Annotated in this window: 24 protein-coding genes; 17 read left to right on the forward strand and 7 right to left on the reverse strand. The window is 72.2% G+C overall.

Annotation, left to right across the window (positions count from 1 at the left end; all coding sequences use genetic code 11):
- Positions 1–16: 16 nt before the first annotated feature.
- From ABZ810_RS12645 to ABZ810_RS12655, 3 genes are all read right to left on the reverse strand, one after another.
- Positions 17–1,171 (reverse strand): lysylphosphatidylglycerol synthase transmembrane domain-containing protein, encoded by a 1,155-nt coding sequence (locus ABZ810_RS12645; RefSeq protein ID WP_358402558.1) that lies wholly within the window; start codon positions 1,169–1,171, stop codon positions 17–19.
- A 130-nt stretch (positions 1,172–1,301) separates the two neighbouring features.
- Positions 1,302–1,559 carry a hypothetical protein gene (locus ABZ810_RS12650; RefSeq protein ID WP_358402560.1) on the reverse strand — a complete coding sequence of 86 codons (258 nt, stop codon included), beginning with the start codon at positions 1,557–1,559 and terminating at the stop codon, positions 1,302–1,304.
- A gap of 94 nt (positions 1,560–1,653) precedes the next feature.
- On the reverse strand, positions 1,654–3,195 hold the full coding sequence (locus ABZ810_RS12655; protein WP_358402562.1) for a hypothetical protein: 1,542 nt from the start codon (positions 3,193–3,195) through the stop codon (positions 1,654–1,656).
- A gap of 130 nt (positions 3,196–3,325) precedes the next feature.
- On the opposite strand from ABZ810_RS12655, the gene ABZ810_RS12660 reads away from it, so the two are divergent.
- Entirely contained in the window at positions 3,326–4,015 is a 690-nt protein-coding gene (locus tag ABZ810_RS12660; protein WP_358402564.1) for an HAD family hydrolase, read from the forward strand.
- A 178-nt stretch (positions 4,016–4,193) separates the two neighbouring features.
- Here ABZ810_RS12660 and ABZ810_RS12665 read toward each other — a convergent pair whose 3' ends face one another.
- Together ABZ810_RS12665 and ABZ810_RS12670 are read right to left on the reverse strand one after the other, a co-directional pair.
- A complete protein-coding gene (locus ABZ810_RS12665; RefSeq protein WP_358402566.1) occupies positions 4,194–5,075 on the reverse strand; it encodes a hypothetical protein in 882 nt (293 codons plus the stop codon).
- Between the two features lie 112 nt (positions 5,076–5,187).
- Entirely contained in the window at positions 5,188–6,285 is a 1,098-nt protein-coding gene (locus tag ABZ810_RS12670; RefSeq protein ID WP_358402568.1) for a ferritin-like domain-containing protein, read from the reverse strand.
- A 216-nt stretch (positions 6,286–6,501) separates the two neighbouring features.
- Here ABZ810_RS12670 and rimP point away from each other — a divergent pair, with 216 nt between their 5' ends.
- From rimP to ABZ810_RS12735, 13 genes are all read left to right on the forward strand, one after another.
- A complete protein-coding gene (rimP, locus tag ABZ810_RS12675) occupies positions 6,502–7,176 on the forward strand; it encodes a ribosome maturation factor RimP (protein ID WP_358402570.1) in 675 nt (224 codons plus the stop codon).
- A 25-nt stretch (positions 7,177–7,201) separates the two neighbouring features.
- Positions 7,202–8,305 (forward strand): transcription termination factor NusA, encoded by a 1,104-nt coding sequence (gene nusA, locus ABZ810_RS12680; protein ID WP_358402865.1) that lies wholly within the window; start codon positions 7,202–7,204, stop codon positions 8,303–8,305.
- 34 nt (positions 8,306–8,339) lie between these two features.
- Complete coding sequence (locus tag ABZ810_RS12685; RefSeq protein ID WP_358402572.1) at positions 8,340–8,612, forward strand: YlxR family protein; 273 nt, start codon at positions 8,340–8,342, stop codon at positions 8,610–8,612.
- A 110-nt stretch (positions 8,613–8,722) separates the two neighbouring features.
- Positions 8,723–11,836 (forward strand): translation initiation factor IF-2, encoded by a 3,114-nt coding sequence (gene infB / locus ABZ810_RS12690; RefSeq protein WP_358402574.1) that lies wholly within the window; start codon positions 8,723–8,725, stop codon positions 11,834–11,836.
- Positions 11,837–12,051: 215 nt separating this feature from the next.
- Complete coding sequence (locus tag ABZ810_RS12695; protein WP_358402576.1) at positions 12,052–12,354, forward strand: DUF503 domain-containing protein; 303 nt, start codon at positions 12,052–12,054, stop codon at positions 12,352–12,354.
- 35 nt (positions 12,355–12,389) lie between these two features.
- Complete coding sequence (gene rbfA, locus ABZ810_RS12700) at positions 12,390–12,866, forward strand: 30S ribosome-binding factor RbfA (protein ID WP_358402578.1); 477 nt, start codon at positions 12,390–12,392, stop codon at positions 12,864–12,866.
- 85 nt (positions 12,867–12,951) lie between these two features.
- Entirely contained in the window at positions 12,952–13,977 is a 1,026-nt protein-coding gene (locus ABZ810_RS12705; protein ID WP_358402580.1) for a bifunctional oligoribonuclease/PAP phosphatase NrnA, read from the forward strand.
- Complete coding sequence (gene truB / locus ABZ810_RS12710) at positions 13,974–14,852, forward strand: tRNA pseudouridine(55) synthase TruB (protein ID WP_358402582.1); 879 nt, start codon at positions 13,974–13,976, stop codon at positions 14,850–14,852. The genes ABZ810_RS12705 and truB overlap by 4 nt, the downstream gene beginning before the upstream one ends.
- A gap of 97 nt (positions 14,853–14,949) precedes the next feature.
- The gene (locus ABZ810_RS12715) at positions 14,950–15,636 is read left to right on the forward strand and encodes a hemolysin III family protein (protein WP_358402584.1); all 687 of its coding nucleotides are present in this window, start codon (positions 14,950–14,952) and stop codon (positions 15,634–15,636) included.
- 320 nt (positions 15,637–15,956) lie between these two features.
- On the forward strand, positions 15,957–16,907 hold the full coding sequence (locus ABZ810_RS12720; protein ID WP_358402586.1) for a bifunctional riboflavin kinase/FAD synthetase: 951 nt from the start codon (positions 15,957–15,959) through the stop codon (positions 16,905–16,907).
- 236 nt (positions 16,908–17,143) lie between these two features.
- Positions 17,144–17,413 (forward strand): 30S ribosomal protein S15, encoded by a 270-nt coding sequence (gene rpsO / locus ABZ810_RS12725; RefSeq protein ID WP_358402588.1) that lies wholly within the window; start codon positions 17,144–17,146, stop codon positions 17,411–17,413.
- 373 nt (positions 17,414–17,786) lie between these two features.
- A complete protein-coding gene (locus ABZ810_RS12730) occupies positions 17,787–20,126 on the forward strand; it encodes a polyribonucleotide nucleotidyltransferase (RefSeq protein WP_358402867.1) in 2,340 nt (779 codons plus the stop codon).
- A gap of 70 nt (positions 20,127–20,196) precedes the next feature.
- Positions 20,197–21,522 carry a pitrilysin family protein gene (locus ABZ810_RS12735; protein WP_358402590.1) on the forward strand — a complete coding sequence of 442 codons (1,326 nt, stop codon included), beginning with the start codon at positions 20,197–20,199 and terminating at the stop codon, positions 21,520–21,522.
- On the opposite strand, the gene ABZ810_RS12740 is transcribed toward ABZ810_RS12735, so the two are convergent.
- Entirely contained in the window at positions 21,512–22,627 is a 1,116-nt protein-coding gene (locus ABZ810_RS12740) for an AI-2E family transporter (protein ID WP_358402592.1), read from the reverse strand. The two genes, ABZ810_RS12735 and ABZ810_RS12740, sit on opposite strands and share 11 nt — an antisense overlap.
- Positions 22,628–22,746: 119 nt before the next feature.
- Here ABZ810_RS12740 and ABZ810_RS12745 point away from each other — a divergent pair, with 119 nt between their 5' ends.
- Entirely contained in the window at positions 22,747–23,121 is a 375-nt protein-coding gene (locus ABZ810_RS12745; RefSeq protein WP_358402594.1) for a phage holin family protein, read from the forward strand.
- On the opposite strand, the gene ABZ810_RS12750 is transcribed toward ABZ810_RS12745, so the two are convergent.
- Positions 23,093–23,914, reverse strand: coding sequence for a VanZ family protein (locus ABZ810_RS12750; RefSeq protein WP_358402596.1), 822 nt, complete (start codon positions 23,912–23,914; stop codon positions 23,093–23,095). The genes ABZ810_RS12745 and ABZ810_RS12750 overlap by 29 nt on opposite strands.
- Positions 23,915–23,979: 65 nt before the next feature.
- Between ABZ810_RS12750 and dapB the strand changes: the two genes are divergently transcribed.
- Positions 23,980–24,723 carry a 4-hydroxy-tetrahydrodipicolinate reductase gene (gene dapB / locus ABZ810_RS12755; RefSeq protein ID WP_358402598.1) on the forward strand — a complete coding sequence of 248 codons (744 nt, stop codon included), beginning with the start codon at positions 23,980–23,982 and terminating at the stop codon, positions 24,721–24,723.
- Positions 24,720–25,262 (forward strand): transglutaminase family protein, encoded by a 543-nt coding sequence (locus ABZ810_RS12760; RefSeq protein WP_358402599.1) that lies wholly within the window; start codon positions 24,720–24,722, stop codon positions 25,260–25,262. Before dapB ends, ABZ810_RS12760 begins: the two co-directional genes overlap by 4 nt.
- The last annotated feature ends 327 nt before the right edge of the window (positions 25,263–25,589 follow it).

Below are 25,589 nucleotides of genomic sequence, written 5' to 3' on the forward strand. Positions count from 1 at the left end.
CCGGGTGAGGGTGAGGTCAGGAGTTGCGCGGCCGCGGCGTGCTGGTGGGCGCCACCGTGTAGGGGGTCGTGAACGCGACCGCCGTCAGCCCGCCCATCGCGGCCCGCCCGGCCGCCGACAGGCGGCACCGGGTCTGCTCGGAGAGCCGCGGACCCTCGTGGAGGGCGAGCCAGGCCAGCCAGCCGACCGTCACCACGGCCCAGTACGAGGCGAGCCGGTAGAGCCCGACCGCCGCGCCCGCGGGCGCCAGGGCCGCGCCGAACGCCACCAGGGAGGCGGCCATGCTGCTCTCGATCGCGCCGATGCCGCCGGGCAGCAGCGGCAGCAGGCTCCCCGCGGCCTGCGCCGCGAAGTAGACGAGCGTGACGCCCTGCGGGGCGACGTCGATGCCCACGGCACGGGCCGCCGCGGCCAGCGCCAGGATGTCGAACACCCAGTTGAGCGTCGCGAGCGTGGTGAGCGCCGCCCAGTCGCGTCCCGTCGGGCGCAGCGCGGCGCGGCCCTCCCGCAGCCGCTCGGCGTGCGGGGCGATCCGGCGGTGCGCCAGGACCGCGGCGCCGGCCCGGCCGAGCGGCCCGGCGACGCGGGCGCGCAGCGCGGGCCGCCGGTAGGCGAGCACGAGCGTGAGCAGCAGGAACATCGGAACGGCCAGCGCCAGGGCCGCCGGGACCCGGGCGCGCGGGTCGGCCAGCAGCGCCAGCAGTCCGATGACGGTGTAGGCCGTGGTGGTGATGATGCCGCCGACCAGGATCACCGCGGCCGAGAGCTGGGCGGAGGCGCCGGTGCGGCGGAACTGGCGGAACGTGTAGACGACGCTCACCGCCGGTCCGGCCGGGAGCGTCGTCGACAGCGCGTTGCCCGCGTACGTGACGGCGAACGCGCGGCGCAGCGAGACGCGCACGCCGCCGACGCGCAGCAGCCTGCGCTGGAGCCGGGCGAAGGCGGCCATCGAGCCGGCCGAGGCCAGCACGACGACGGCCATCCAGCCCGGCTCGGCATGGGTGGCGGAGGCCCACATGGCGCCGAGGTCGGGTAGCTGGTCGCGCATCGCGATCAGGAACCCGGCCGCGACGGAGAGCATCACGACCTGCACGACGAGGCCGCGGTGACGGGCGAGCCAGGGGCGGGCGGGCGCCTCGGCGCGTTCGGGTGCCACGACTGTCTCAGCCATCCCCCGGTCACCTCGCAAGCTCGCTCGCCGTGGGCAACCCCCCGTCTCGCAAAAGCATTCCCCGCGGACGGGATCAGAATCGCAAAGTGATCCCCGTCACGTTCCGTCCGTCGCGGGTACTGCTCCGGGCTCACGTCCCGAGATCGGTCTCCTCGTGGAGCGCGGCCTCCTCGGCCGGTTCGTCGGGCGGCGGGAACGGGCCGCTGCCGCGCCACGACACCTGACGCTCGTACTCGTCGTCGCCGATCGAACCGCCGGGCTCGTCGTCCAGGTCGGGCGGCGGGCGGTCGACGTACCGCTCGGCGAGCGCGACGTCGTCGGCCTGCTCGTCGTCGCCCATGTCGTCGATGTTGTCCTCGGGATCCTTCTCCGGCAGGTACTCGGTCATGGCCCCCTCCATGGGTGGATCGTTCGCCGATCGTTTCCTGGAGGGGGCCCTTCCCGCCGTACGCCCGATTACGCCCGGCCGCGCACGGCGATGGTCATCCCCGGTCGCGGACGGCCACGAGGCCGCCGACGACGCCGACATACGCCGTCCCGTCCGGGCCGAGGGTGATCGGCGCCCAGTTGTTGTCGAACCACTTGCCGGTGCCGGTCAGCACCTTGAAGACGGTCCGGCCGGTGTGGGCGTCGACCGCGGTGAAGTACCAGGCGTCGATGAGGTCCTTGCGGGGCTCCTTGACGTACAGGTAGACCAGCCCGTTGGGCACGGAGGCCTTGGCGACCGTCGAGGGGGAGTGCTCCCCGCTCTCCCACACCGTCCGGCAGCCGCCGCCGCCCGGATCGACGTCCACCCGGCTGACGCCGCCGGCGTTCGAGCCGCCCGGCGGCAGCTCGAAGAAGTTGCGGTAGCCGTAGTTGTTCTCGACGAAGAGGCTGTTCCCGTACCCGATCAGCGAGTTGTCGGTCGCGCTCGCGCCGCTGCGGAAGACCGGGATCCGGCAGACCAGGCCGCCGTCCACCCGGCGCCGCACGATCACGTTCATCCGGTCGTCGGCGTTGTCGGTGATCGCCACGTACCTGTCGCCGAAGAAGGTCGGCGTGGTGCCCGACCCCTGGTCGATCTGGCCGGGCTTGCGTCCGCTGCCCCGGTCGTAGGGCTGGCGCCAGCGCACCTGCGGGGTGCCGTCGGCGGCGGCCTGCAGCCGGTAGAGGGCGTGGTCGGAGACGACCGACACGCCGTCCTCGGCGGCGGCGAAGGAGTTCTGGACGCCCTCGCGCTCGAACTGGACGTGCTTCACCGCGCCCGATCCGGGGTTGATGGTGCCGACCCGGCCGTTTCGGGTGATCCACCAGATGAGCCCGGTCCAGTCGGGGCCGACGGCGGTGATCGGGTCGCACTCGCCCCTGGGCCACGGGTTGGTCCAGGTGGCGCAGTCGTGCGGCAGGCGCGAGCTCAGGTCCCAGTCGTCGGTGACGGTGAACCGCCACGTGCCGTCCGGTGCCTTCTCGTGCGCGAAGCGGCGCACGTGGAACGCCGAGTCGGCCAGCACCGCGCGGTCCTGCGGGTCGAGGTAGTAGTAGGCGCCGCCCGAGGTGTCGGTGAGGACCTTGTCGAGGTCGAGGGAGAAGATCGCCTGGATCGTGGACGGGCGCTGCGGCAGCTCGTAGGTCGCCAGGTCCTGGAGGGTCTTCGGGTCGATCAGCCGGAGGGTGAACGTCTGGCCCTTGGTGCACTGCGCGACGATCAGGCCGGTGCGCTTGGCGAACGTGACGGTCGAGCACAACCCGGGCAGCGCCCCGCCCTTGGACTCCGAGCGCACCTCGGGGGAGCGTCCCAGCGGCCCCGCGAAGGGATAGGTGTCGGAGGCGTAGCTGTCGGCGTGCATCGACGACCAGCCCACCGGGCCCTGGTGTGGGTTGGCCGGGACGGGGGTCCCGGGCAGCGGTCTCGGTGTCGCGGGCCCGCCGACGTAGGCGGGCAGCAGCCCTCTGCCGGGCCCGTCCGGCACCGGCGCGGCGTGCGCGGGGAGGGCGGCTCCGAGGGCGAGCGCGCCGAGCACGCCCGCGATGAACCTGCGCATCGTTTACCCCATTAAATTGGTAGGGAATAGCGGATGGTGATCCTAGTGCCCCCGGTCGCGCCCGCCGGGAGTGATCTCCATCGCATACAGGGATCATCGTGACGGCCGGCCCGATGGTTACGATCCGGGCATGACGGTTGAGGCTGTGATCTTCGATTGGGGCGGCACGCTCACCCCGTGGCACGACATCGAGCTCGCCGGCATGTGGCGGCGGATCTGTACCGCGCACCTGGGTCCCGACGAGGTCGAACGCGCCGCCGCCGCGCTCGCGGACGCCGAGCTGGAGCTCTGGCGCCGGGGCACGCACGAGCACCGCAGCGCCACCCTCGCCGAGGTCTACACGCTGGCCGGGGTCGAGGCCACCGAGGCGATCCTGGCGACGCACTACGAGGCGTGGACGCCGCACACGTTCATCGACCCGGCCGCGCCGCCCCTGCTGGCGGCCCTCCGCGAGCGCGGCATCAAGGTCGGCGTCCTGTCCAACACGATGTGGACGCGCGACTGGCACGAGCGCATCTTCGCCCGCGACGGCGTGCTCGACCTCCTCGACGGCGCCGTCTACTCCAGCGAGATCCCGTGGACCAAGCCGCACGCCGGCGCCTTCCGCGCCGCGATGGACGCGGTCGGCGCCACCGACCCGGGAGCGTGCGTCTTCGTCGGCGACCGCCCCTACGACGACATCCACGGCGCGCAGTCCACCGGCATGCGGGCCGTCCTCGTGCCCAACAGCACCGTGCCCGTCCACGACGGCACCGTGCCCGACGCCACCATCGGCGCCCTCGGCGACCTCCTGTCGCACATCGACACCTGGTCCCGCTGACCGGCCGCCCGTCTTCGGGCGGAGCCGTCCTCAACGGCCCAGGAACGGGCCCTCGCGCTGAGCGCCCGGTCCTGGAACGGGGCGTTTCCTGTGGCTGAACCCCCGGTCAGTCCTGCGGCCGGCCGGTCGCGGAGTGGACGGCGCGCAGGGTGGCGGAGGAAACCCGGCCGAACGCCGGTCAGCGGGCGGGCGCGGCGATCTTGCCGATCCCGAGCGTGTTGGTGCCCGGCAGCAGGCCCGACTCCAGGTTCGCGACGAGGATCGGCAAGGTGAGCTCGGCGAGCCGGTCGGCCGCCTCCCTGCCGAGGGCCTGCCAGGGGCCGATGGCGAGGTCGTCGGTGATCCGTTCGACCGTGTCGCGCAGCTCGCGGCCCCCGGCGGTCGCCGCGCCGTCCGCGCCGACCAGCCCGCGCGAGGCCAGGCGGTCCCGCGCGGCCCCCCATTCGTCGCCGCTCCAGCCGCGGCTCGCGAACGTCTCGACCGGGGCCGCGCCGACCGCCGCGAACGAGACCAGCGCCTCCACGGGATCGAGCCCGGACGTCAGCAGGGCCGCCACATGCCCGTCGCCGCGGTGCTCGCGCAGGATGTTGATGGCCTGCCAGAGCACCAGATGCGGCTCGTCCGCCCAGGGCAGGTCGGCGTTGGCCGCCGCGATCGGGCGCCCGGCGGTGACGGCGGCCTCGGCCGCCCGCCGTGCCAGCCCGGCGGCCTCCGCGATGCCGGGATCGCCGATCCCGTCGCCGAGGAGGGCGCGGTACATGCGGTCCACCGCCTCCAGCCGCGCGGTGACCAGGACCTCGGGGGCCGCGATCTCCCATGCGGCGGGGACGTGCTCCCCGACCATGCGCGGGCTGAAGCTGTAGAACGCCGAAGCCGTCCGCTCACGGCCGGCGGCGCCGAGCGGGGCCGCCCGCCAGGCGAAGTAGCTGGGCCATCGGGTGTCCACGTCGAAGCCGAGTCCCGCCGCCTCCTCGAACACCTGGGGCGCGTACCAGAACAGCGCGTGGACGGGCTCCAGGTTGTGCCACATGTGGCGCGCGAAGCCGGGGTCGTCGATCATGATCTGCTCCTCATCCGCTGGTCGCGCGATCAGTTGACCGCACCCGAACCGTTAGGACAAGCGCGACTTCGTACGAGGTATTTCGTAGGCCCGCTAAACGGTGTGCGGGCCGTCAGAGGCCCGGGGTCGGCCTGGGGGGCAGCGACGAGGACGGCAGCCCGGGGAACGCGGCGTGGGTCAGGGGCAGGCCGCCGGACGTCCGCCACCGCACCGCGCGGACCATGGCGTCCTGCGCGGACCGGCAGGCCTGGGAGCGCAGCTGCGGCGTGTCACCGCCGGCCAGGCGCACGTACGCCAGGATGAGATCGTCTTCGAGCCTGGCCGCGAGCTGGGCGGCCGTCCGGGCGGAGGTCACCCGCACCGGCAACCGGTAGGCCGCGGACGCCGCCACCGGCCTCGCCCCCCGCGCGGTGAGGAGCGCCGTCAGCGTGTCGCGCCCGTCGCGGTGAACGTTCCAATGCTCCTGGGCCGCCTGGTGGGGCGACCCGGTCAGCCGGGAGCCCAGCACGCCGTATCCGTAGACGGCGACGTGCTCGGCGGCCAGGGCCGCCTGCAACGCGGGCAGGGTCGACGCCCGGCTCGGCGGTGTCACCGCGGCAGGGGACGAAGGGGAGGCCGAGGACGGGGACGCGGACGGTGAGGGGGCAGGTGAGGCGGGGGGCTGGGAGCCCTGCGCGCCCGTCCTGCCCGCCGCCGTCCCGGACGTTCCGGCGTGGCCCGCGGCGCAGACGCCCATCGCGGCCAGGAGCTGGGCGAGGCCGGCCCCCGCCCGGCCCGCGTCCGCCGCGTGGCGGGCCGCCGTCCGGCCCTCGGCGGCACGGAGGTCGGCCAGCGCGCTGGAGGCCCGGCCCGGCGCCTGCTGGGGGCTGGGGGCCTGCGGAACGGACGGCACCGTCGGGGCGGGCGACCCGTCCGCCTGCCGTCCCGAGCCGGGCACGTAGTGCCGCCGTAGCACCGCCACGTGCTCGCGGTGATGGGCGAGGGCCGGGTCGATCTGCCCCGCCAGGGACGCGTGGGCGCCGCGCGCCGCCTCGTACCGGCCGATCAGATCCTGCTCGGCGGCGATCGCTCCCGTCAGGAGGGCGACGTCCGGGCCGGGCGCGGGGGCTCGGGCGGGCTCCCCGCCCGAGCAGCCGCACAACGCCGGCAGGACGACCAGGGCGGTCCCGCCCAGCACGGCGCGCCGCGACGGCCCGGGGCCTTCTGGCAAGGGGGCTCCTCACCGGTGATTGCGGGTCCGGGGCCGGACCCCGGAAGACGGCGTGATGTCGGCCCGTGGCGAGTCGTCCGCCCATCAGGCCAGCTCAAGCATTCCATATCCGGCGCGCCGGTGAGCTCTCCGAAAGACCGCTGCGGTGTCCGGCTGTCGATAGTCTTGAGTGGACAACGGACACGCGACGGTGCCGGAACAACATGAGGAGGTCCCATGGGCGTCGAGTCGGGCGACGGCAGCGCTCAGCGGGGCCCCGGCGGCCGCCCTCCCCGCGACCAGGCCGTCAGCGCGCTGACCGCGCTGCTCGAGCCCGCGGTGGCCGAGGCGGGCTTCGACCTCGAGGAGGTCGACGTGCGGCCGGCCGGCCGGCGTCGCCTGGTCAAGATCGTCGTGGACGCCGACGGCGGTGTGAGCCTCGACGACGTCGCCGAGCTCAGCCAGACCGCGTCCGAGCTCCTCGACGGCTCCGACGTCATGGGCACGGCGGCCTACGTGCTCGAGGTGACGTCGCCGGGCGTCGACCGGCCGCTCACCGAGCCGCGGCACTGGCGGCGCGCCGTCGGCCGGCTCGTCGTGGCCCCGCTCACCGCGGGCGGCCAGATCGAGGGCCGGGTGGTGGAGGCCGACGAGTCGGGCGTGGTGCTCGACGTCGTCGCCAAGGGCAAGGGCGCCGCCAAGGGCCAGGGCAAGGGCCACAAGGCCAAGGGCGCGGGCGGCCCCAAGGGCCCGAAGACGACCAGGCGCCGGTTCGGCCTCGACGAGCTGGGACGCGGGCGGGTCCAGGTGGAGTTCCGCCGCCCCGGCGACGTCAACGACACCGCGCACGCGGACGACGCGGACGACGCCGGCGACGCCGGCCAGACGCGTTCTCCGGCTGAGCCGGACTAGAGGGGGGAACCTCGTGGACATCGACATGACCGCCCTGCGGAGCCTCGAGAGCGAGAAGGACATCTCGCTCGAGGTGGCCGTCAAGGCGATCGAAGACGCACTTCTGATCGCGTATCACCGTACGGAGGGCGCCGCTCCCAAGGCCAGGGTCGAGCTGGACCGCGCCACCGGGCACGTGACCGTGTGGGCGACCGAGACCGCCACCGAGACCGGTGCCGAGGGCGACGCCGAGGGGGCGCCGGCCCGGGAATACGACGACACCCCCGAGGGTTTCAGCCGTATCGCCGCGACCACCGCCAAGCAGGTGATCCTGCAGAAGCTGCGCGACGCGGAGGACGAGCTCACGTTCGGCGAGTACGCCGGGCGGGAGGGCGACATCGTCTCGGGCATCATCCAGCAGGGCAAGGACCCGCGGAACGTGCTGGTCGACCTCGGCAAGATCGAGGCGATCCTGCCCCCGCAGGAGCAGGTGCCGGGCGAGTCCTACGACCACGGCGAGCGGCTCCGGGCGTACGTGGTGCAGGTCCGCAAGGGCCACCGCGGCCCGTCGGTCCAGCTGTCGCGGACCCACCCCAACCTCGTGCGCAAGCTGTTCGCGCTGGAGGTCCCCGAGATCGCCGACGGCACCGTGGAGATCGCCGCCATCGCGCGCGAGGCCGGCCACCGCACCAAGATCGCGGTCAGGTCCCGCAAGCAGGGCGTCAACGCCAAGGGCGCCTGCATCGGACCGCTGGGCAGCCGGGTGCGCAACGTGATGCACGAGCTGCACGGCGAAAAGATCGATATCGTGGACTGGTCGGACGACCCGGCCGACTTCGTCGGCAACGCGCTCTCGCCGGCCCGCGTCACCAGCGTCGAGGTCGTCGACGCCGACGCGCGGGTGGCCCGGGTGATCGTGCCCGACTACCAGCTGTCGCTGGCGATCGGCAAGGAAGGCCAGAACGCCCGTCTCGCCGCCCGGCTGACCGGCTGGCGTATCGACATCCGGTCCGATACCGAGCAGCCGCCCGCCCCCGCGGCGGAGTCCGGCGAGGAGCCGTCCGGTTCCAAGGTTGCGGAGTCCGGCGAAACAGGATCAACTACATCAGGAGACCATGCGACAGGTCCTGCCGACGCCTCGGCGCGGTAGACTCATGTCATGTGGCCGGACGGTCCCGCTACGCATGTGCGTGGGCTGTCGGGTTAGCACGGTCAAGTCCGACTTGCTGCGCCTCGTGGTGGTCGAGGGTGTTCTCACCCCCGATCTTCGGGGGCGGCTACCGGGCCGGGGCGCCTATGTGCATCCCGACCTGGGGTGTCTCGAGCTCGCAGAGCGTCGTCGGGCGTTCCCTCGGGCCTTTCGCCTGGCGGGGCCGCTCGACACCAGTGTGCTGCGGGACCGGTTTGCGGCACTCGCCGCGCAGCAGCAGGATGACCGAACGGTAAGCGACGTCTAGTCGGAGAGCAGGTCGAGATTGCTATGAGCGCTCGATGAGCACGCCGCGATGAGTACGGCAAGTTAGCGACGGTCCGGTGGCCGCACCCCCGGACCGAGTAAGGGAGTGCAGTGGCCAAGGTCCGGGTTTACGAACTCGCCAAAGAGTTCGGAGTTGAGAGCAAGGTCGTCATGGCCAAGCTCCAGGAGATGGGCGAGTTCGTACGATCGGCCTCCTCGACGATAGAGGCGCCGGTCGTTCGACGACTCACCGAAGCTTTCCAGTCAGGGTCCGGCAAGCCGGGCCAAAAGGGCGGAGCCAAGAAGCCTTCGGCTCCGCGCCCCGCCGCACCGCGGCCGGGGCCGGCCAACACCGAGGGCGCCCGTCCCGCGGCGCCCAAGCCCGCCGCACCGCGCCCGCCGGCGCCCAAGCCGAGCCCCGCGGCGCCTGCCGCGCCCGCCCCGGCGGCCCCCGCGGCCCCGTCCGGCGGTGGCGGCCCCAAGCCGGGCCCGCGTCCCGCGCCGGGTCCCGTTCCGCCCGTCCCCAGCACGCCGGTGCAGCAGCCCGCCGCGGCCAAGGGCCCGAGCGCCCCGCCCGCGGGCGGCGAGCGCACCGGCCAGCGTCCGGCCCAAGGTGGTCAGGGCGGTCAGGGCGGTCAGGGCGGTCAGGGCGGCCAGGGTGGTCAGGGTGGTCAGGGTGGACGCGGCCCCAAGCCGGGCCCGCGACCCGGCCCGCGGCCCAGCGGCCAGGGCGGTGGACGCCCCGGCGCCCCGCGTCCGGGCAACAACCCGTTCAGCTCGACCAACACCGGCATGGGCCAGGCGCCCAAGCCCGGTCCCCGTCCGGGCCCGCGCCCGGGCGACGAGCGCCCGCAGCGTGACGACCGTCCGCCGCGCGACGACCGCCCCCGTGGCGACCGTCCCGGCGGCCCGCGTCCGGCGGCGCCCGGCGGCCGTGGTCCCGGTGGCCCGGGCGGCCCCGGCGGCCCGCGTCCCGGTGGCGGCGGTCCCGGCGGTCCGCGTCCCGGCGGTCCGCGTCCGAGCCCGATGAGCATGCCGTCCTCGCGTCCCGCGGGCAGCCCTGGTGGCGGCCCCGGCGGTGGCCGCGGCGGACCCGGCGGCGGCCGTGGCGGCCCCGGCGGACGTCCCGGCGGCGGCGGTGGCGGCGGTGGCCGTGGCGGGCCCGGTGGTCGTCCCGGTGGAGGCGGCGGCTTCGGCGGCCCCCGCACCGGCACGGGCGGCGGTCCCGGCGGCGGTCGTCCCGGTGGTGGCGGCGGCTTCGGCCCCCGTCCGGGCGGCGGCGGTCGTGGCCGTGGCGGCACGCAGGGCGCCTTCGGGCGTCCGGGCGGACGCCCGGCGCGCGGTCGCAAGTCGAAGCGGGCGCGTCGTCAAGAGTTCGAGAACATGCAGGCACCCGCCGCCGGTGGCGTTTCCGCGCCGCGCGGCCACGGCAAGTCGATCCGGCTTCCGCAGGGCGCCACGCTGACCGACTTCGCGGAGAAGATCGGCGCCAACCCGGCGTCGCTCGTCGCGATCATGATGCACCTCGGTGAGATGGTCACCGCGACGCAGTCGGTGAGCGAGGACACCCTCAAGCTGCTCGGCGTCGAACTCGACTTCGACGTGCAGGTCGTCAGTCCCGAGGACGAGGACCGCGCGCTGCTCGAGTCGTTCGACATCGAGTACGGCGAGGACGAGGGCGACGAGGAGCACCTCCAGGTGCGCCCGCCGGTCGTGACCGTCATGGGTCACGTCGACCACGGTAAGACCCGCCTGCTCGACGCGATCCGCAACGCCAACGTGGTGGCCGGCGAGGCCGGCGGCATCACCCAGCACATCGGTGCCTACCAGGTCCAGACCGAGGTCGACGGCCAGGAGCGCAAGATCACCTTCATCGACACCCCGGGTCACGAGGCGTTCACCGCCATGCGTGCCCGCGGTGCCGACACCACCGACCTGGTGGTGCTGGTGGTCGCGGCCGACGACGGCGTCAAGCCGCAGACGACCGAGGCGATCGACCATGCCACGGCGGCCGGCGTGCCGATCGTGGTCGCGGTCAACAAGATCGACAAGGAGGGGGCGGACCCCAACCGGGTGCGCGCCCAGCTGACCGAGTACGGCCTGGTGGCCGAGGAGTTCGGTGGCTCCACCCAGTTCGTCGACGTGTCCGCCCGCGAGGGCGTCAACATCGACGGCCTGCTGGAGGCGGTCGTCCTGACCGCCGACGCCGAGCTGGAGCTCAAGGCCAACCCGGACATGCCCGCTCAGGGCTCGGCCATCGAGGCCCACCTCGACAAGGGCCGCGGTGCCGTGGCGACCGTGCTGGTCCAGCGCGGCACGCTGCGGATCGGCGACTCGATCGTCTGCGGCGTGGCCCACGGCCGCGTCCGGGCGATGCTCGACGAGAACGGCAACAACGTCGAGGAGGCGCTGCCGTCCCGTCCGGTCGAGGTGCTCGGCCTGACCGCGGTGCCCGGCGCCGGCGACAACTTCCTGGTCGTCGACGACGACCGGGTGGCCCGCCAGATCGCCGACAAGCGGACCGCGCGCAAGCGCAACGCCGAGCTGCTCCGCAGCCGCAAGAGCAGCTCCCTCGAGGAGCTGTTCAAGGACCTCGAGCGCGGCGAGCGCGACGAGCTCCTGCTCATCCTCAAGGGCGACGTGTCCGGTTCGGTCGAGGCGCTGGAAGACTCGCTCCTCAAGATCGACGTGGGCGACGAGGTCAGCCTGCGCGTCATCCGCCGCGGCGTCGGCGCGATCACGCAGGACGACGTCAACCTGTCGCTGGCGTCCGAGGGCGCGGTCATCATCGGCTTCAACGTGCGTCCCGAGCGGAACGCGCAGGAGCTGGCCGACCGCGAGGGCGTCGACATCCGGTACTACTCGATCATCTACCAGGCGATCGAGGAGATCGAGGCGGCCCTCAAGGGCATGCTCAAGCCGGAGTTCGAGGAGGCCCAGCTGGGCACCGCGGAGATCCGCGAGATCTTCAAGGTGCCGAAGATCGGCAACGTCGGTGGCTCCATGGTCACCTCGGGCCTCATCCAGCGCAACGCCAAGGCCCGCCTCGTCCGCGACGGCGTCGTGGTCTCCGACAACCTCACGGTGTCGTCGCTGCGCCGCTTCAAGGACGACGCCACCGAGGTCCGCGAGGGCTTCGAGTGCGGTATCGGTGTCGGCTACAACGACATCAAGATCGGTGATGTCATCGAGTGCTTCGAGATGCGGGAGAAGCCCCGCGACTAGGCGCACCCGGCGACCGGGGGCGGGCCCGCGCGGGCCCGCCCCCGGCCCCGGAAAACCACATGACGTGACGCCAGGTGGAACCAATAACCTGGCGTCATGTCATGCCGGGGGACCGGCGATGGATCCCGTGTGTCCGGGACGACGTTCTGCCCTGGGAACACCCGGGCCCGCCGTCATCGTTCACACATCGAGAAAACCCTGAGGTGAACGCTTAGGTGTACGTGGGTGCGCTGACACTCGACCTGTTGCTGGGCGACGTCCATTCGCTCAAACAGAAGCGCGCGGTCGTCCGGCCGGTCATCGCCGAGGTGCAGAAGCGCTTCCCGGCGGTGGCCGTCGCCGAGACCGGGAACAACGACCTGCATCGGCGGGCGGAGATCGGGATCGCGGTGGTCGCCGCGACCGCGGCCAACGCGAGCCGGGTGATGGACCAGTGCGAGCGGCTGGTGGCCGAACGCCCTGAGATCGATCTGCTGTCGGCGAGGCAGCGGCTCTTCAGTGACGAAGACGAGGACTGAGTCCCCGGCGGGGACCCTAGAGAGGGAGTGCGATCATGGTGGACGCAGCTCGGGCGCGTAAGCTGGCCGATCGCATCCAGCAGATCGTCGCCGAGATGCTGGAGCGGCGGATCAAGGATCCGCGGCTCGGCTTCGTGACCGTGACCGACACCCGGATCACCAACGACCTGCGCGACGCGACCGTCTACTACACCGTCTACGGTTCGGACGGCGAGCGCGCCGAGACCGCCGCGGCGCTGGAGAGCGCCAAGGGGGTCATCCGGTCCGAGGTGGGCAGGCAGACCGGCGTCCGGCACACGCCGAGCCTCACGTTCGTGGCCGACTCCATCATGGAGAACGTCGCGCACATCGACGACCTGCTCGCCAAGGCGCGGGCCAAGGACGCCGAGGTGGCCAAGGCGGCCCAGGGCGCGGCGCCGGCGGGGGAGGCCAACCCCTACCGCACCGAAGACGATTCCGACGAGCTTGACGAATCAGACGACGACGGGCGCGATGGCGAGGGACACTCGTGACTGTGAGCTCGTCACTGTGAGTGAGCCGGTCGGCCGCGGCGTGAGCGAGCTCCCGTCCGCGGCCCCGAGGCGAACGGGGGGCGCTGTGAGCGGTCGAAGGCATCTGTGGCCTGCCCTGGAATGGGATCGGGCGCTGGAGGCGGTCGGAGCGGCGGACGAGGTCTGCCTGGCCTGCCATGTGTCGCCGGACGGCGATGCGCTCGGTTCGATGCTGGCGCTCGCCCAGGCCCTGCGCGACCTGGGCAAACGCTGCTACGCCTCGTTCGGCCAGCCGTTCGCGGTCCCGGCCAGCCTGCGGTTCCTGCCCGGCCAGGACCTCCTGGTCGAGCCGGGCCGGATGCCCGCCGCGCCGACGTTGATGATCACGCTGGACGCGGCCGGCGCGGACCGGCTCGGCCCGCTCGCCGACAACGCGGCGCGCGCCGACGAGCTGATCGTCATCGACCATCACGAGTCCAACACCGGCTTCGGCGGCGTGCGGCTGGTCGACCCGGCGGCGGCCGCCACCTCCGTCCTGGTGGACGAGCTGATCCGGCGGCTGGGCGCCACGCTCACCAGCGACATCGCCCTCGGCCTCTACGCCGGGCTCGCCAGCGACACCGGCTCGTTCAAGTACCCCTGCACGACGCCCGAGGTGCACGAGCTGGCCGCGCGGCTGATCGACGCGGGCGTGCGCCCGGACGCGGTCGGCCGCGAGCTCTGGGACCGCGCGCCGTTCGGCTACCTCCAGGTGCTGGCGGGCGCGCTGGGCCGGGCCCGGCTCGAACGTGACGCCGCGGGCGGCCTCGGCCTGGTCTGGACGACGATCTCGCGGGCCGACCGGGAGGCCCAGAGCGTTCCGTACGACCAGCTCGAAGGCGTGATCGACCAGCTGCGCCGGGCCGACGAGGCCGAGGTCGCGGTGGTGCTCAAGGAGACCGACGACGGCGACTGGTACGTCTCGACCCGCTCCAAGGGCGGGGTCGACGTCGGCCGTGCCTGCGTCACCCTGGGCGGCGGCGGTCACCGGCTCGCCGCGGCCTTCAGCACCCGGACCGACCCGGCGGTCACCATCGACCGGCTGCGCGCCGTGCTGCGCGGGCCCCTCGACGACGCGGAGATCAGCGCGTGACCTCGACACCGTCCGGGCTCGTCATCGTCGACAAGCCCGCCGACTGGACCTCGCACGACGTCGTCGGCAAGCTGCGGCGGCTGGCGAGGACCCGCCGCGTCGGCCACGCCGGCACCCTCGACCCGATGGCGACCGGCGTCCTGGTGGTCGGCGTCGAGAAGGCCACCCGCCTCCTCGGCCACCTGGCCCTCACCGAGAAGAGCTACGACGGCACGATCCTGCTCGGCCGGTCGACCAACACCGACGACGCCGAGGGCGAGGTCACCGCCACCGCCTCGGCCGGGGGCGTCGCCGATGCCGCCGTCGCGTCCGGCGTCGCCGCGCTGACCGGAGAGATCCAGCAGGTCCCTCCGCAGGTCAGCGCCATCAAGGTGAACGGGCAGCGGGCCTACAAGATGGCCCGCAAGGGCGAGGAGGTCGAGCTCAAGGCCCGGCTCGTGACGATCCACGACTTCTCGATCCTGGAGATCCGCCGCCACGACGAGGTGATCGAGGTCGACGTCTCGATCACCTGCTCGTCCGGCACCTACATCCGCGCGCTCGCCCGCGACCTCGGCGCCGCGCTCGGCACCGGCGGCCACCTGACCGCCCTGCGCCGCACCCGCGTCGGCCCGTACGACCTGAGCATGGCCCGCACGATCGAGCAGCTCACCGAGGAGCTCCGCGTCCTGCCCATGGCCGACGCGGTCTCCGCCGCCTTCCCGCGCCGCGACGTCACCGCCGACGACGCCCGCAAGGTCATGCACGGCGGCAAGCTCCCCGCCACCGGCCAGGGGCCGGGCCCGGTCGGCGTCTTCGCCCCCGACGGCACCCTTCTCGCGCTGGTCGAGGAGCAGGGGCACGCGGCCAAGCCGCTGGCCGTCTTCGTCCCCTGAGCCCGACGTGGCGAGAGTCACGCCCCGGCCCCGGTGCGCTCCAACCTACGGTTGCGTAACCTACGGATGCGTAGGTTCTATTGGGGAGGAGGTGCCCATGACCACTGTGTCCCGTGAAGCCCGGGAGTCACATCAGATCCCCGAGGCTCCGTCGCCCACGAAGCCCCGGCTCCGCGGCTGGCTGCACATCGGCGCTTTCCCCGCCGTGCTGGTCGCCGGTCTGGTCCTGGTCGCGCTGGGCCCGTCGCTGGAGGCGAGGTTGTCGTCGGCGGTGTACGTGGCGATGTCGGGCCTGCTGTTCGGGATCTCCGGCACGTACCACCGGCAGACCGACAACCGGATGATCGAGGTCCTGCGCCGGTTCGACCACGCCAACATCTACCTGATCATCGCGGGCACGTACACGCCGTTCGCCGTGCTGGCCCTCGACGGGGTGACCCGGATCGTGGTGCTCTCGGTCGTCTGGACGGGGGCCGTGGCCGGGGTGGTCTTCCGGACGACCTGGGTGGGCGCGCCGCGCTGGTTGTACGTGGCGCTCTACATCGTGCTCGGCTGGGTCGCGGTGTTCTTCGTGCCGCAGTTCCTGGACGGGGCGGGCTGGGCGGCCTGCGTCCTGGTGGCGCTCGGCGGCGTGGCCTACAGCGTGGGCGGCGTGGTCTACGGGACGCGGCGTCCCGACCCCTCGCCCAGCTGGTTCGGTTACCACGAGGTCTTCCACGCGTGCACGCTCGCCGCGTACGTCATGCAGTACGTCGCGGTCTCCCTGCTCGTCTACCGCGGCTAGATCCCGTCCACCGCGCCCGGCTCCGCTCCACCGCGCCCGCCTCCGGTTCACCGTGGGCGGGCGCGTCTACCGGGGGCGCCCGTCTACGGGGGGCGGAGGCGGAAGTCGGCCTGGACGGCGCGGTGGTCGGCGCCGACCGCACCCCGGCGGCCGCGGTGTCCCGGACGGGGCACGTTTTCACTACCGGCGAGTAGACTGCTCCGTGCGGACGCGCCCGGGCGTTCCGGATGCAAGGGTGAACGGCGACCCCCTCGGTCGTGACGTCATGCGACGCATGGCAGTCTGTGAGGCGACAGGACCTCCAACGCAGGGAGAGCATGGTGCGGCGCTGGCATGGCCTCGACGAGGTTCCCGCCGACTGGGGCAGGTCGGTGATCACCATCGGTGTCTTCGACGGCGTCCACCGCGGCCACCAGCGGATCGTCGGCAGTGCCGCCGAGGGTGCCCGCGAGCGCGGGCTGAAGTCGGTCGTGATCACTTTCGATCCGCATCCGGACGAGGTCGTGCGGCCGGGCACGCACCCGCCGCTGCTGAGCTCCACCAAGCGCCGCATCCAGCTGCTGGAGGGCCTGGGCACCGACGCCGTCGTGGTCGTGCCGTTCACGCTGGAGCTGTCCAAGGTCGGCCCGGACGAGTTCGTCCAGTCCGTGCTCGTCGACCGGCTGCACGCGGCGCACGTCATCGTGGGGGAGGACTTCCGCTTCGGCCACAAGGCCAAGGGCGACGTCGCGCTCCTCAAGGAGCTGGGCGAGAAGTACGACTTCACCGCCGAGGGCGTGCCGCTGGTCGCCAACGGCGACAAGATCTCCTCCACCGGCATCCGGACGCGGCTCGAGGCCGGCGAGGTCGAGGAGGCCGGGCACGCGCTGGGCCGCCCGCACCGCGTCGAGGGCGTGGTGGTCCGCGGCCACCAGCGGGGCCGCCAGCTGGGCTTCCCGACCGCCAACCTGGAGACGCTGCCGCACACCGCGATCCCGGCCGACGGCGTCTACGCGGGCTGGCTGGTCTGCGACTCCGACCGTTACCCCGGCTTCCGCTGGCCCGCGGCGATCTCCATCGGCACCAACCCGACGTTCGAGGGCGCCGGCGAGCGGACCGTCGAGGCGTACGCGCTGGACCGTGACGATCTCGACCTCTACGGCGAGCACATGGCGGTCGACTTCCAGGCCCGCATCCGCGACACGCTCAAGTTCGACTCCATCGAGGCCCTGATCGAGGAGATGCACCGCGACGTGGCCCGCGCCAGAGAGATCACCGCGGCCGGGTCCTGAGCCGTCCCCGGGCCGTTCCGACGCCGTCCCCGGGCCGTTCCGCCAGGCTGATCACGGTCCGTTCCGTGCCGTCACAGGCCGCCTTTCGGGCATGGTACGGTGAAGAGTCGCCGGGACAAGGCCCCGGCGCGGCTGGCTGCACCCTCATGTGGCCGACCACTTTCCATACGCACCATGCGGACCCGCCCTCGTTGCGCGCGGGATCTGCGGGTGACGAGCATTTCAGAAGGAGCCTCGTGTCGCTCGACACCGCCACCAAGAACAAGATCATCGCTGAGTACGCGACTGCTGAGGGTGACACCGGATCCCCGGAGGTCCAGGTCGCGCTGTTGACCCGCCGGATCAACGATCTGACGGAGCACCTCAAGGAGCACAAGCACGACCACCACAGCCGCCGCGGCCTCCTGCTGCTGGTCGGCCGTCGTCGTCGGCTCCTCAAGTACCTGCAGAACAAGGACATCAGCCGTTACCGGCAGCTGATCGAGCGACTCGGTCTGCGCCGCTAGTACGGTGGGAGGGAGTGGCCGTGGCGTCGGGCCCTGCTCGCAGCAGGGGCAGGTGCGCCATCGCCCGCGGTGTCTCCCAGGGGGCGACCCCGGGGAAGGCCGCGAGTGACTCGGCCACTCCCTTCTTCATTTCTCCGGCCGGAACGCGACAAACATGCACGTTCAGGCCGCAAACTGGATAACGAGCCTCGCAGGCGGCGCCCTGGTGCGGCCGGTCCTCGGTAGTGGCTCTCGGAGCACGTTCCCGCCCGTGCGGCGGAGATTCCGGATCCGCGAGCTTCGATCGAAGACCGGCATTGCGTAAACAGCCACGGGAGGCGGCCGCGGGGACCGTTCGAAACCTGGGAGGTTTCCCGTGACAGAAGCTGTGCGCATCGATGGAGCGCAGAGCACCGAAGCCGTGATCGACAACGGTTCCTTCGGCACCCGTACCATCCGATTCGAGACCGGCCGGCTCGCCGGTCAGGCGGCCGGCTCGGCCGTCGCCTACCTCGACGACGAGACGATGGTCCTCTCCGCGACCACCGCCTCCAAGAAGCCCAAGGACAACCTGGACTTCTTCCCGCTGACGGTCGACGTCGAGGAGCGCATGTACGCCGCCGGGCGCATCCCCGGCTCGTTCTTCCGCCGTGAGGGCCGTCCCTCCGAGGACGCCATCCTCACCTGCCGTCTCATCGACCGCCCGCTGCGCCCGTCCTTCACCAAGGGCCTGCGCAACGAGATCCAGGTCGTCGAGACGATCATGGCGCTCAACCCCGACCACCTGTACGACGTCGTGGCGATCAACGCCGCCTCGATGTCCACGCAGCTGGCGGGCCTGCCCTTCTCCGGCCCGATCGGCGGCGTGCGCGTCGCGCTGATCGAGGGCCGGTGGGTCGGCTTCCCGACCCACCCCGAGCTGGAGAACGCCACGTTCGACATGGTCGTCGCGGGCCGCGTCCTCGAGGACGGCGACGTCGCGATCATGATGGTCGAGGCGGAGTCCACCCCGGGCACGCTCAAGCTCGTCGGTGACGGCGCCACCGCGCCGACCGAGGAGACCATCGCCGAGGGCCTCGAGGCGGCCAAGCCGTTCATCAAGGTCCTGTGCAAGGCGCAGAGCGACCTGGCGGCCGTCGCCGCCAAGCCGACCGCCGAGTACCCGATCTTCCTGGACTACCAGGACGACGTGCTCGACGCCGTCACCGCCGCCGTCTCCGCCGACCTGGCGCAGGCGCTGACGATCGCCGGCAAGCAGGAGCGCGAGTCCCGGCTCGACGAGATCAAGGCCGGCGCCGCCGAGAAGCTCGGCGCCGACTTCGAGGGCCGCGAGAAGGAGATCTCCGCGGCCTACCGCGCGGTCACCAAGAAGCTCGTCCGCGAGCGGGTCATCAGCGACGGCCTTCGCATCGACGGCCGCGGCGTCAAGGACATCCGCCAGCTCAACGCCGAGGCGCACGTGATCCCGCGGGTGCACGGCTCGGCGCTGTTCGAGCGCGGCGAGACCCAGATCATGGGCGTGACCACGCTCAACATGCTCCGCATGGAGCAGATGATCGACACGCTCAACCCCGAGCGCACCAAGCGCTACATGCACAACTACAACTTCCCGCCGTACTCCACCGGTGAGACCGGCCGGGTGGGCTCGCCCAAGCGCCGCGAGATCGGCCACGGCGCGCTCGCCGAGCGGGCGCTGCTGCCGGTGCTGCCGACGCGCGAGGAGTTCCCCTACGCGATCCGCCAGGTGTCGGAGGCCCTCGGGTCCAACGGCTCCACCTCGATGGGCTCGGTCTGCGCGTCCACCATGTCGCTGCTCGACGCGGGCGTGCCGCTCAAGCAGATGGTGGCCGGCATCGCCATGGGCCTCATCCACGAGGGCGGCGAGTACGTCACGCTGACCGACATCCTCGGTGCCGAGGACGCCTTCGGCGACATGGACTTCAAGGTCGCCGGCACCCGTGACCTGATCACGGCGCTGCAGCTCGACACCAAGCTCGACGGCATCCCCGCCTCGGTGCTGGCCGCCGCGCTCAAGCAGGCCAAGGGCGCCCGCCTGGCGATCCTGGACGTCATGCAGGAGGCCATCGAGGCCCCGGCCGAGATGAGCCCGAACGCGCCGCGGATCATCACCATCAAGGTCCCGGTCGACAAGATCGGTGAGGTCATCGGCCCCAAGGGCAAGATGATCAACTCGATCCAGGACGACACCGGCGCCGACATCACCATCGAGGACGACGGCACGATCTACGTCGGCGCCACCGACGGCCCGTCCGCCGAGGCCGCGCGGCAGGCGATCAACGCGATCGCCAACCCGCACATGCCCGAGGTCGGCGAGCGTTACCTCGGCACGGTCGTCAAGACCACCACGTTCGGCGCGTTCGTGTCGCTGCTGCCCGGCAAGGACGGCCTGCTGCACGTCTCGCAGATCCGCAAGCTGCACGGCGGCGCCCGGATCGAGAACGTCGAGGACGTCATCAACGTCGGCGAGAAGATCCAGGTCGAGGTCACCGAGATCGACCAGCGCGGCAAGTTGTCGCTGGTCCCGGTCGACGTCATCGAGCGCGAGCGCGCGGAGAAGGGCGACGACGACGCCGGGGACGGTGTCGAGGACGACGCGGCCCCCGCGGCCGAGTCCTCCGGCGGCGAGCGGCGTTCGGAGGGCGGCGGCGACCGCGCCCCGCGCCGGCGCCGCACCCGCCGCGGCAACGACGGCGGCGGCGACCGCAACTCCTGATCCCGATCCGGCCGGCCTGCCCACCTCGGGGCAGGCCGGTCGGCCTTTCTACCCGAGGATCGTGAACCCCGTGACGATTCTGGCGAGTGCGCAGGAGCCCGGCACCACCCACACCGTGCACCCCGGCGCGGACGGCTCCGGCGCCGTCCGCCGCTCGGTGCTGCCGGGCGGGCTGCGCGTCATCACCGAGACGATGCCGACCGTTCGGTCCGCCGCGTTCGGCATCTGGGCCGGCGTCGGCTCCCGTGACGAGGCGCCCGCCGACGCGGGTGCCAGCCACTACCTGGAGCACGTGCTCTTCAAGGGCACCCACCGGCGCTCGGCGCTGGAGATCTCGGCGGCGGTCGACGCGGTCGGCGGCGACCTCAACGCGTTCACCGCCAAGGAGTACACCTGCTACTACGCGCGGGTGCTCGACGCCGACCTGCCGCTGGCGGTCGACGTCGTCTCCGACATGGTGGCCTCCTCGCTCAACCGGCCCGAGGACGTCGAGTCCGAGCGCGGTGTGATCCTCGAAGAGATCCACATGCGCGACGACGACCCGGGCGACCTCATCCACGACGAGTTCTCCACCGCGCTCTACGGCGACGCGCCGATCGGCCGGCCCATCCTCGGCACGGTCGACTCGATCAACGCGCTGAGCCGGGACCGCATCCACGGCTACTACCGCCACCACTACGTGCCCGACAACCTCGTGGTCGCGGTGGCCGGCAACATCGACCACGACGACGTCGTCCGGATGGTCGAGCGCGCGTTCGCGGGCCACCTCGACGGTGCCGCCCGGCCGCGCCCGCCCCGCCTGAACGGTGAGCCGGCGGCCGCCGCGCCGACCGTGCGGGTGGTCGACAAGGACACCGAGCAGGCCCACGTGGTGCTCGGCGGCGTGGGCGTCTCCCGCACCGACGAGCGCCGGTTCGCGCTCGGCGTGCTCAACGCGGCGCTGGGCGGCGGCATGTCGTCCCGCCTCTTCCAGGAGATCCGGGAGAAGCGCGGCCTGGCCTACTCGGTCTACAGCTACACCTCGCAGTACGCCGACACCGGCGTGTTCGGCGTCTACGCGGGATGCCAGACGGCCAAGGTCGACGAGGTGTTGTCGATCTGCCGTGACGAGGTCGGCAAGGCGGCCGCCGGCGGCATCACCGACGAGGAGATCGAACGCGGCAAGGGGCAGCTGCGCGGCGCGATGGTGCTCGGCCTGGAGGACACCGGTTCCCGGATGAGCCGCATCGGCAAGAGCGAGCTGGTCTACGAGTCGCTGCTGCCGGTGGACGAGGTGCTGCGCCGCATCGACGCCGTCACGCCCGACGACATCAGGGCGGTCGCCGCGGACGTGCTGGGCGCCCCGCAGGCCCTCACCGTCATCGGGCCGTTCGGCGACCGCGACTTCAGCTTCTAGCCGGCGCCGGCTCCGCCGGCTCCGCCGGCTCCGCCGGGTCGGTGCCGGGTTTGTCGATCGTCGAGCTGAGCAGTCCCGACAGCCATTTCTTGGACGGGTCGGTGTCGAGCAGCAACGCCCGGACGAGCGTGCTGAGCGGCACGGCCAGGATCGCGCCGAGCGGGCCCAGCACCCAGGCCCACAGGATCAGCGACAGGTTGACCAGCGTGACCGACAGGCCGACGGCGTCGCCGAGGAACTTCGGCTGGATCAGCGACTGGATCACGAAGTTGATGACGCAGTAGGCGACGATGATCCAGAGCATCCGGACCCAGCCGCCGTCGAGCAGGCCCAGCACCGCGGGCGGCGCCAGCCCGATCACGAAACCCACGTTCGGGATGTAGTTGGTGAGGAAGGCCAGCAGCCCCCACAGCAGCGGCACCGGCACGTCGAACGCGTAGAGCGCCGCCACGTCCAGCACCGCGACGATCAGCCCGAACACCGTGCTGACGACCAGGTAGCGGCAGGTGTCGCGGGCGAAGCCGCGCAGCGCGCCGACGAGGTCGGGATGGCTCCCGGCGAGCCTGTCGAGCTGCCGCGACAGCCCGGTCGCGTCGATGCACATACCGAACAACATCAGCACGATGAGGATGATCGCCGAGCCGACGCTGAGCAGCCCGTTGAAGAACGCCTGGACGAAGCTGAACAGCTGGCCCGGATCGAGCTTGGACATCGCCTCCTGGAGCTTCTGCTGGTCGATGCCGTGCTCGGCGAGCTCCTTGGTGACGCTCGCGACCAGGTCGTCGAACTGCGAGGAGTAGCCCGGCAGCAGCGAGGCCAGCTGGGCGGCCGACAACGCCAGCGCCCCGCCGAGGCCCAGGAGCAGCACGATCAGGACGAAGAGCGGCACCGCGACGCAGACCCAGAACGGGGCGCCGCGCCGGTCCAGCCACTGCCGCAGCGGGCTGACCGCGATCGTCAGGATGAGCGCGAGGAAGGCCGGGCCGGCGAACGAGGACGTGGCCTTGAGCCCGGCGACCGCGAGCACGGCGGCGCCGAGGCCCACCATGGCGACCAGCCCGGGTGACCACGGCTGCCCCGCCGTGGACTGCGGCGAACGGTTCATCCCCACCCCCGATGATCATGACTGGTGTTCCCGTGCGTCACGGGTCGCTAACACTCCGTACGAAATGATCGTTAGGCGCCGTCCATGATCGGGTAAGCCTCCCGATCGAGGGGGTGTCCATGAAGATTCTGATCAGGGTGCTCATCAACGCCGTGGCGTTGTGGGTGGCCACGGCCCTGGTGGACGGCATCACCGTCACCAGCGACACCGCGGCGAAGCGGGCGGGGACGTTGCTGGCCGTGGCGGTGATCTTCGGCATCGTCAACGCGTTCATCAAGCCGTTCATCAAGGTGCTCGGCTGCGCGTTCTACGTGCTGACGCTGGGCCTGTTCGCGCTGTTCGTGAACGCCGCGCTGCTGATGCTGACCAGCTGGGCCGCCGGCAAGCTCAACCTGCCGTTCCACGTCGACTGGTTCTGGCCCGCCTTCTGGGGCGCGATCATCATCGGTGTCGTGAGCTGGCTGCTCAGCCTGTTCGTCGCGGACGACGACTGAGCCCGTCGCGGGACCGGGCGTCGGCGAAGCGCAGCCCCGACGCCCACCCCGACAGCCCCCGGTGGTCGGGGACGAACGCGATCACCGCGTGCGCCAGCAACAGCAGCAGCACCAGGGACGACTCGATCAGCAGCAGGAGCAGCAGCGGCCCGGTCGAGACCTGCACCAGGAGCCGCCACCGGGGCGGGGGAGAGCCGTCCGGCCGCACCGGCCGCAGCAGCACGGCCCGCTGCCCGGGCGACCGGCCGCCGTTCAGCAGCGGCAGCAGGATCAGCAGCACGCCGCCCGGCAGCCACCAGGCCAGGATCGGCTCCAGGCGCACCTCCGTCGCCCGGTCGAACGCCCCGTCGCCCAGGCAGTACTCCGCCGCCGAGACGGTGACCAGCAGCCCCTGGCCGACGACGATCACCAGCGCGGCGTCGCAGGCCATCCCGAGCAGCCGCCGCCGCCCGGTCACCGGCCGCGGTGCCGCCCCGGGCCGCAGCAGCGGCGCCGCCAGCGCGCCGATCAGCGTGCCGAGCGTGCCGGACCACAGGTCGTCCACGCCGAACGTGCGCCACGGGATCGCGACGAGCTGCGTCAGCTCGACGCCCAGCGAGGCCAGGAAGCCGATCAGCACCGTCGCCGCGACACCGCGCCCGGACACATGCCGCACGAACACGCCCAGCGGCACGAACAGCGCGACGTCGAACACCCGCACCTGCAACGCCGGATTGCCCAGCACCAGGTCCGGGATCGGCAGGGTCACCAGCACCACCGCCGCGACCGCGTACACCACCCCGTACCCCCGCATGAGCTGCAATCTGCCAGGTCGTTCCCCGCGATAGGCTCAACCCGGAGTCAAGGCAGGAGGCGATCGTGATCAAAGTTGGGGTGCTGGGCGCGCGCGGCCGCATGGGGGCCGAGGTGTGCCGGGCGGTCGAGGGCGCGGACGACATGCGTCTGGCCGCCGCGGTCGACGAGGGCGACAAGCTCGACGCGCTGACGGGCGCGGAGGTGGTCGTCGACTTCACCCACCCCGGCGTGGTCATGGGCAACCTGCGCTGGTGCGTCGAGAACGGGCTGCACGCGGTCGTCGGCACCAGCGGCTTCGACCCGGCCCGGCTCGACGCCGTGCGCGGCTGGCAGGCCGCGAGCCCGGGCGCCAACGTCCTCATCGCCCCCAACTTCGGCATCGGCGCCGTGCTGATGATGCACTTCGCGCAGAAGGCCGCCCCGTTCTTCGAGTCGGTCGAGATCGTCGAGCTGCACCACCCCAACAAGGCCGACGCCCCGTCCGGCACCGCCTACCGCACCGCCGAGCTGATCGCCGCGGCCCGCGCCGAGGCGGGCACGCCGCCCTCCCCGGACGCCACCACCTCCGAGCTGCACGGCGCCCGCGGCACCGACGTCGAGGGCGTGCACGTGCACTCCGTCCGGCTGGCCGGCATGATCGCCCACCAGGAGGTCCTGCTGGGCGGCCACGGCGAGGTCTTCACGATCCGGCACGACTCGATGAACCGCGAGTCGTTCATGCCCGGCGTCCTGCTCGCCGTGCGCGCCGCGCCGACCCTGCCCGAGCCCCTCGTCGTCGGGATCGACGCCCTGCTCGGCCTCGAATGATCTTCGACGCCGAACCCTGGGACTACCTCGCCGCGGACTTGGCCATCGACCTCGAGCACCCGCTCGTCCAGGCGACCGCCTCGGCCCTGCGCACCGGCGATGACATCGCCTACGCCAAGGCCGCCTTCGAGCACGTCCGCGACGAGGTCGAGCACAACCTGGACGTCCGCGACCCCCGCGTCACCTGGCGCGCCTCCGACGTCCTCGAACAGCGGGTCGGCCTCTGCTACGCCCAGGCGCACGCCCTCGTCGCCCTGCTGCGCGCCGGCGGCATCCAGGCGGGCCTGTGCTACCAGCCGTTCGACGTCCTGCACGGCCTGGCCGCCGCCCTCATCGACGACCGCTGGGTCCGCCTCGACCCGCGCGGCAAGGACGTCGAGTTCTCCGCCGCCGAGGACCGCCTGGCCTTCCCGGGCACCCCCGTCCACCCTGTGGTCTATGCTGCCCCGCACTCCGTCGTCCTGAGGGCCTTGCAAACCCACACGGACGCCCTGGTGCTGGCCGAGACCGCTCTCCCCACCTCTGCCGTCCTGAACTGACGCCGTCGGGCGGGGCCAGGGTGTGGCGGTGCTACAGGTCAGCCCATTGCCCGGTTAAATCATTAGGCCCCTTCGGGGATTTGGCGGCACCGGTCACCCCTTTGGCTAGCGCCTATCGCCCGACTGCGGGTGGGTACGGTCTGCAAAAAGCGGCATCGATAAGAAAGTAGGCGACCGGTCCCACTTTTCCGCCATTGTGCGGGTGCTATTGGTGGCTGATGTTCGAACTTTGGAGCCGCGCGAAGCGCGGGTTTCGGCACAACCTCAGGCGGTCACGCACCCTCCCCCTAATCGCATCCTTAGGTTTCTGGACCTGGGCCAACGTGA

Origin of the sequence: Spirillospora sp. NPDC047279 (genome assembly GCF_040643285.1) — a bacterium.
In the GTDB taxonomy this organism is placed as follows: Bacteria; Actinomycetota; Actinomycetes; order Streptosporangiales; family Streptosporangiaceae; genus Spirillospora.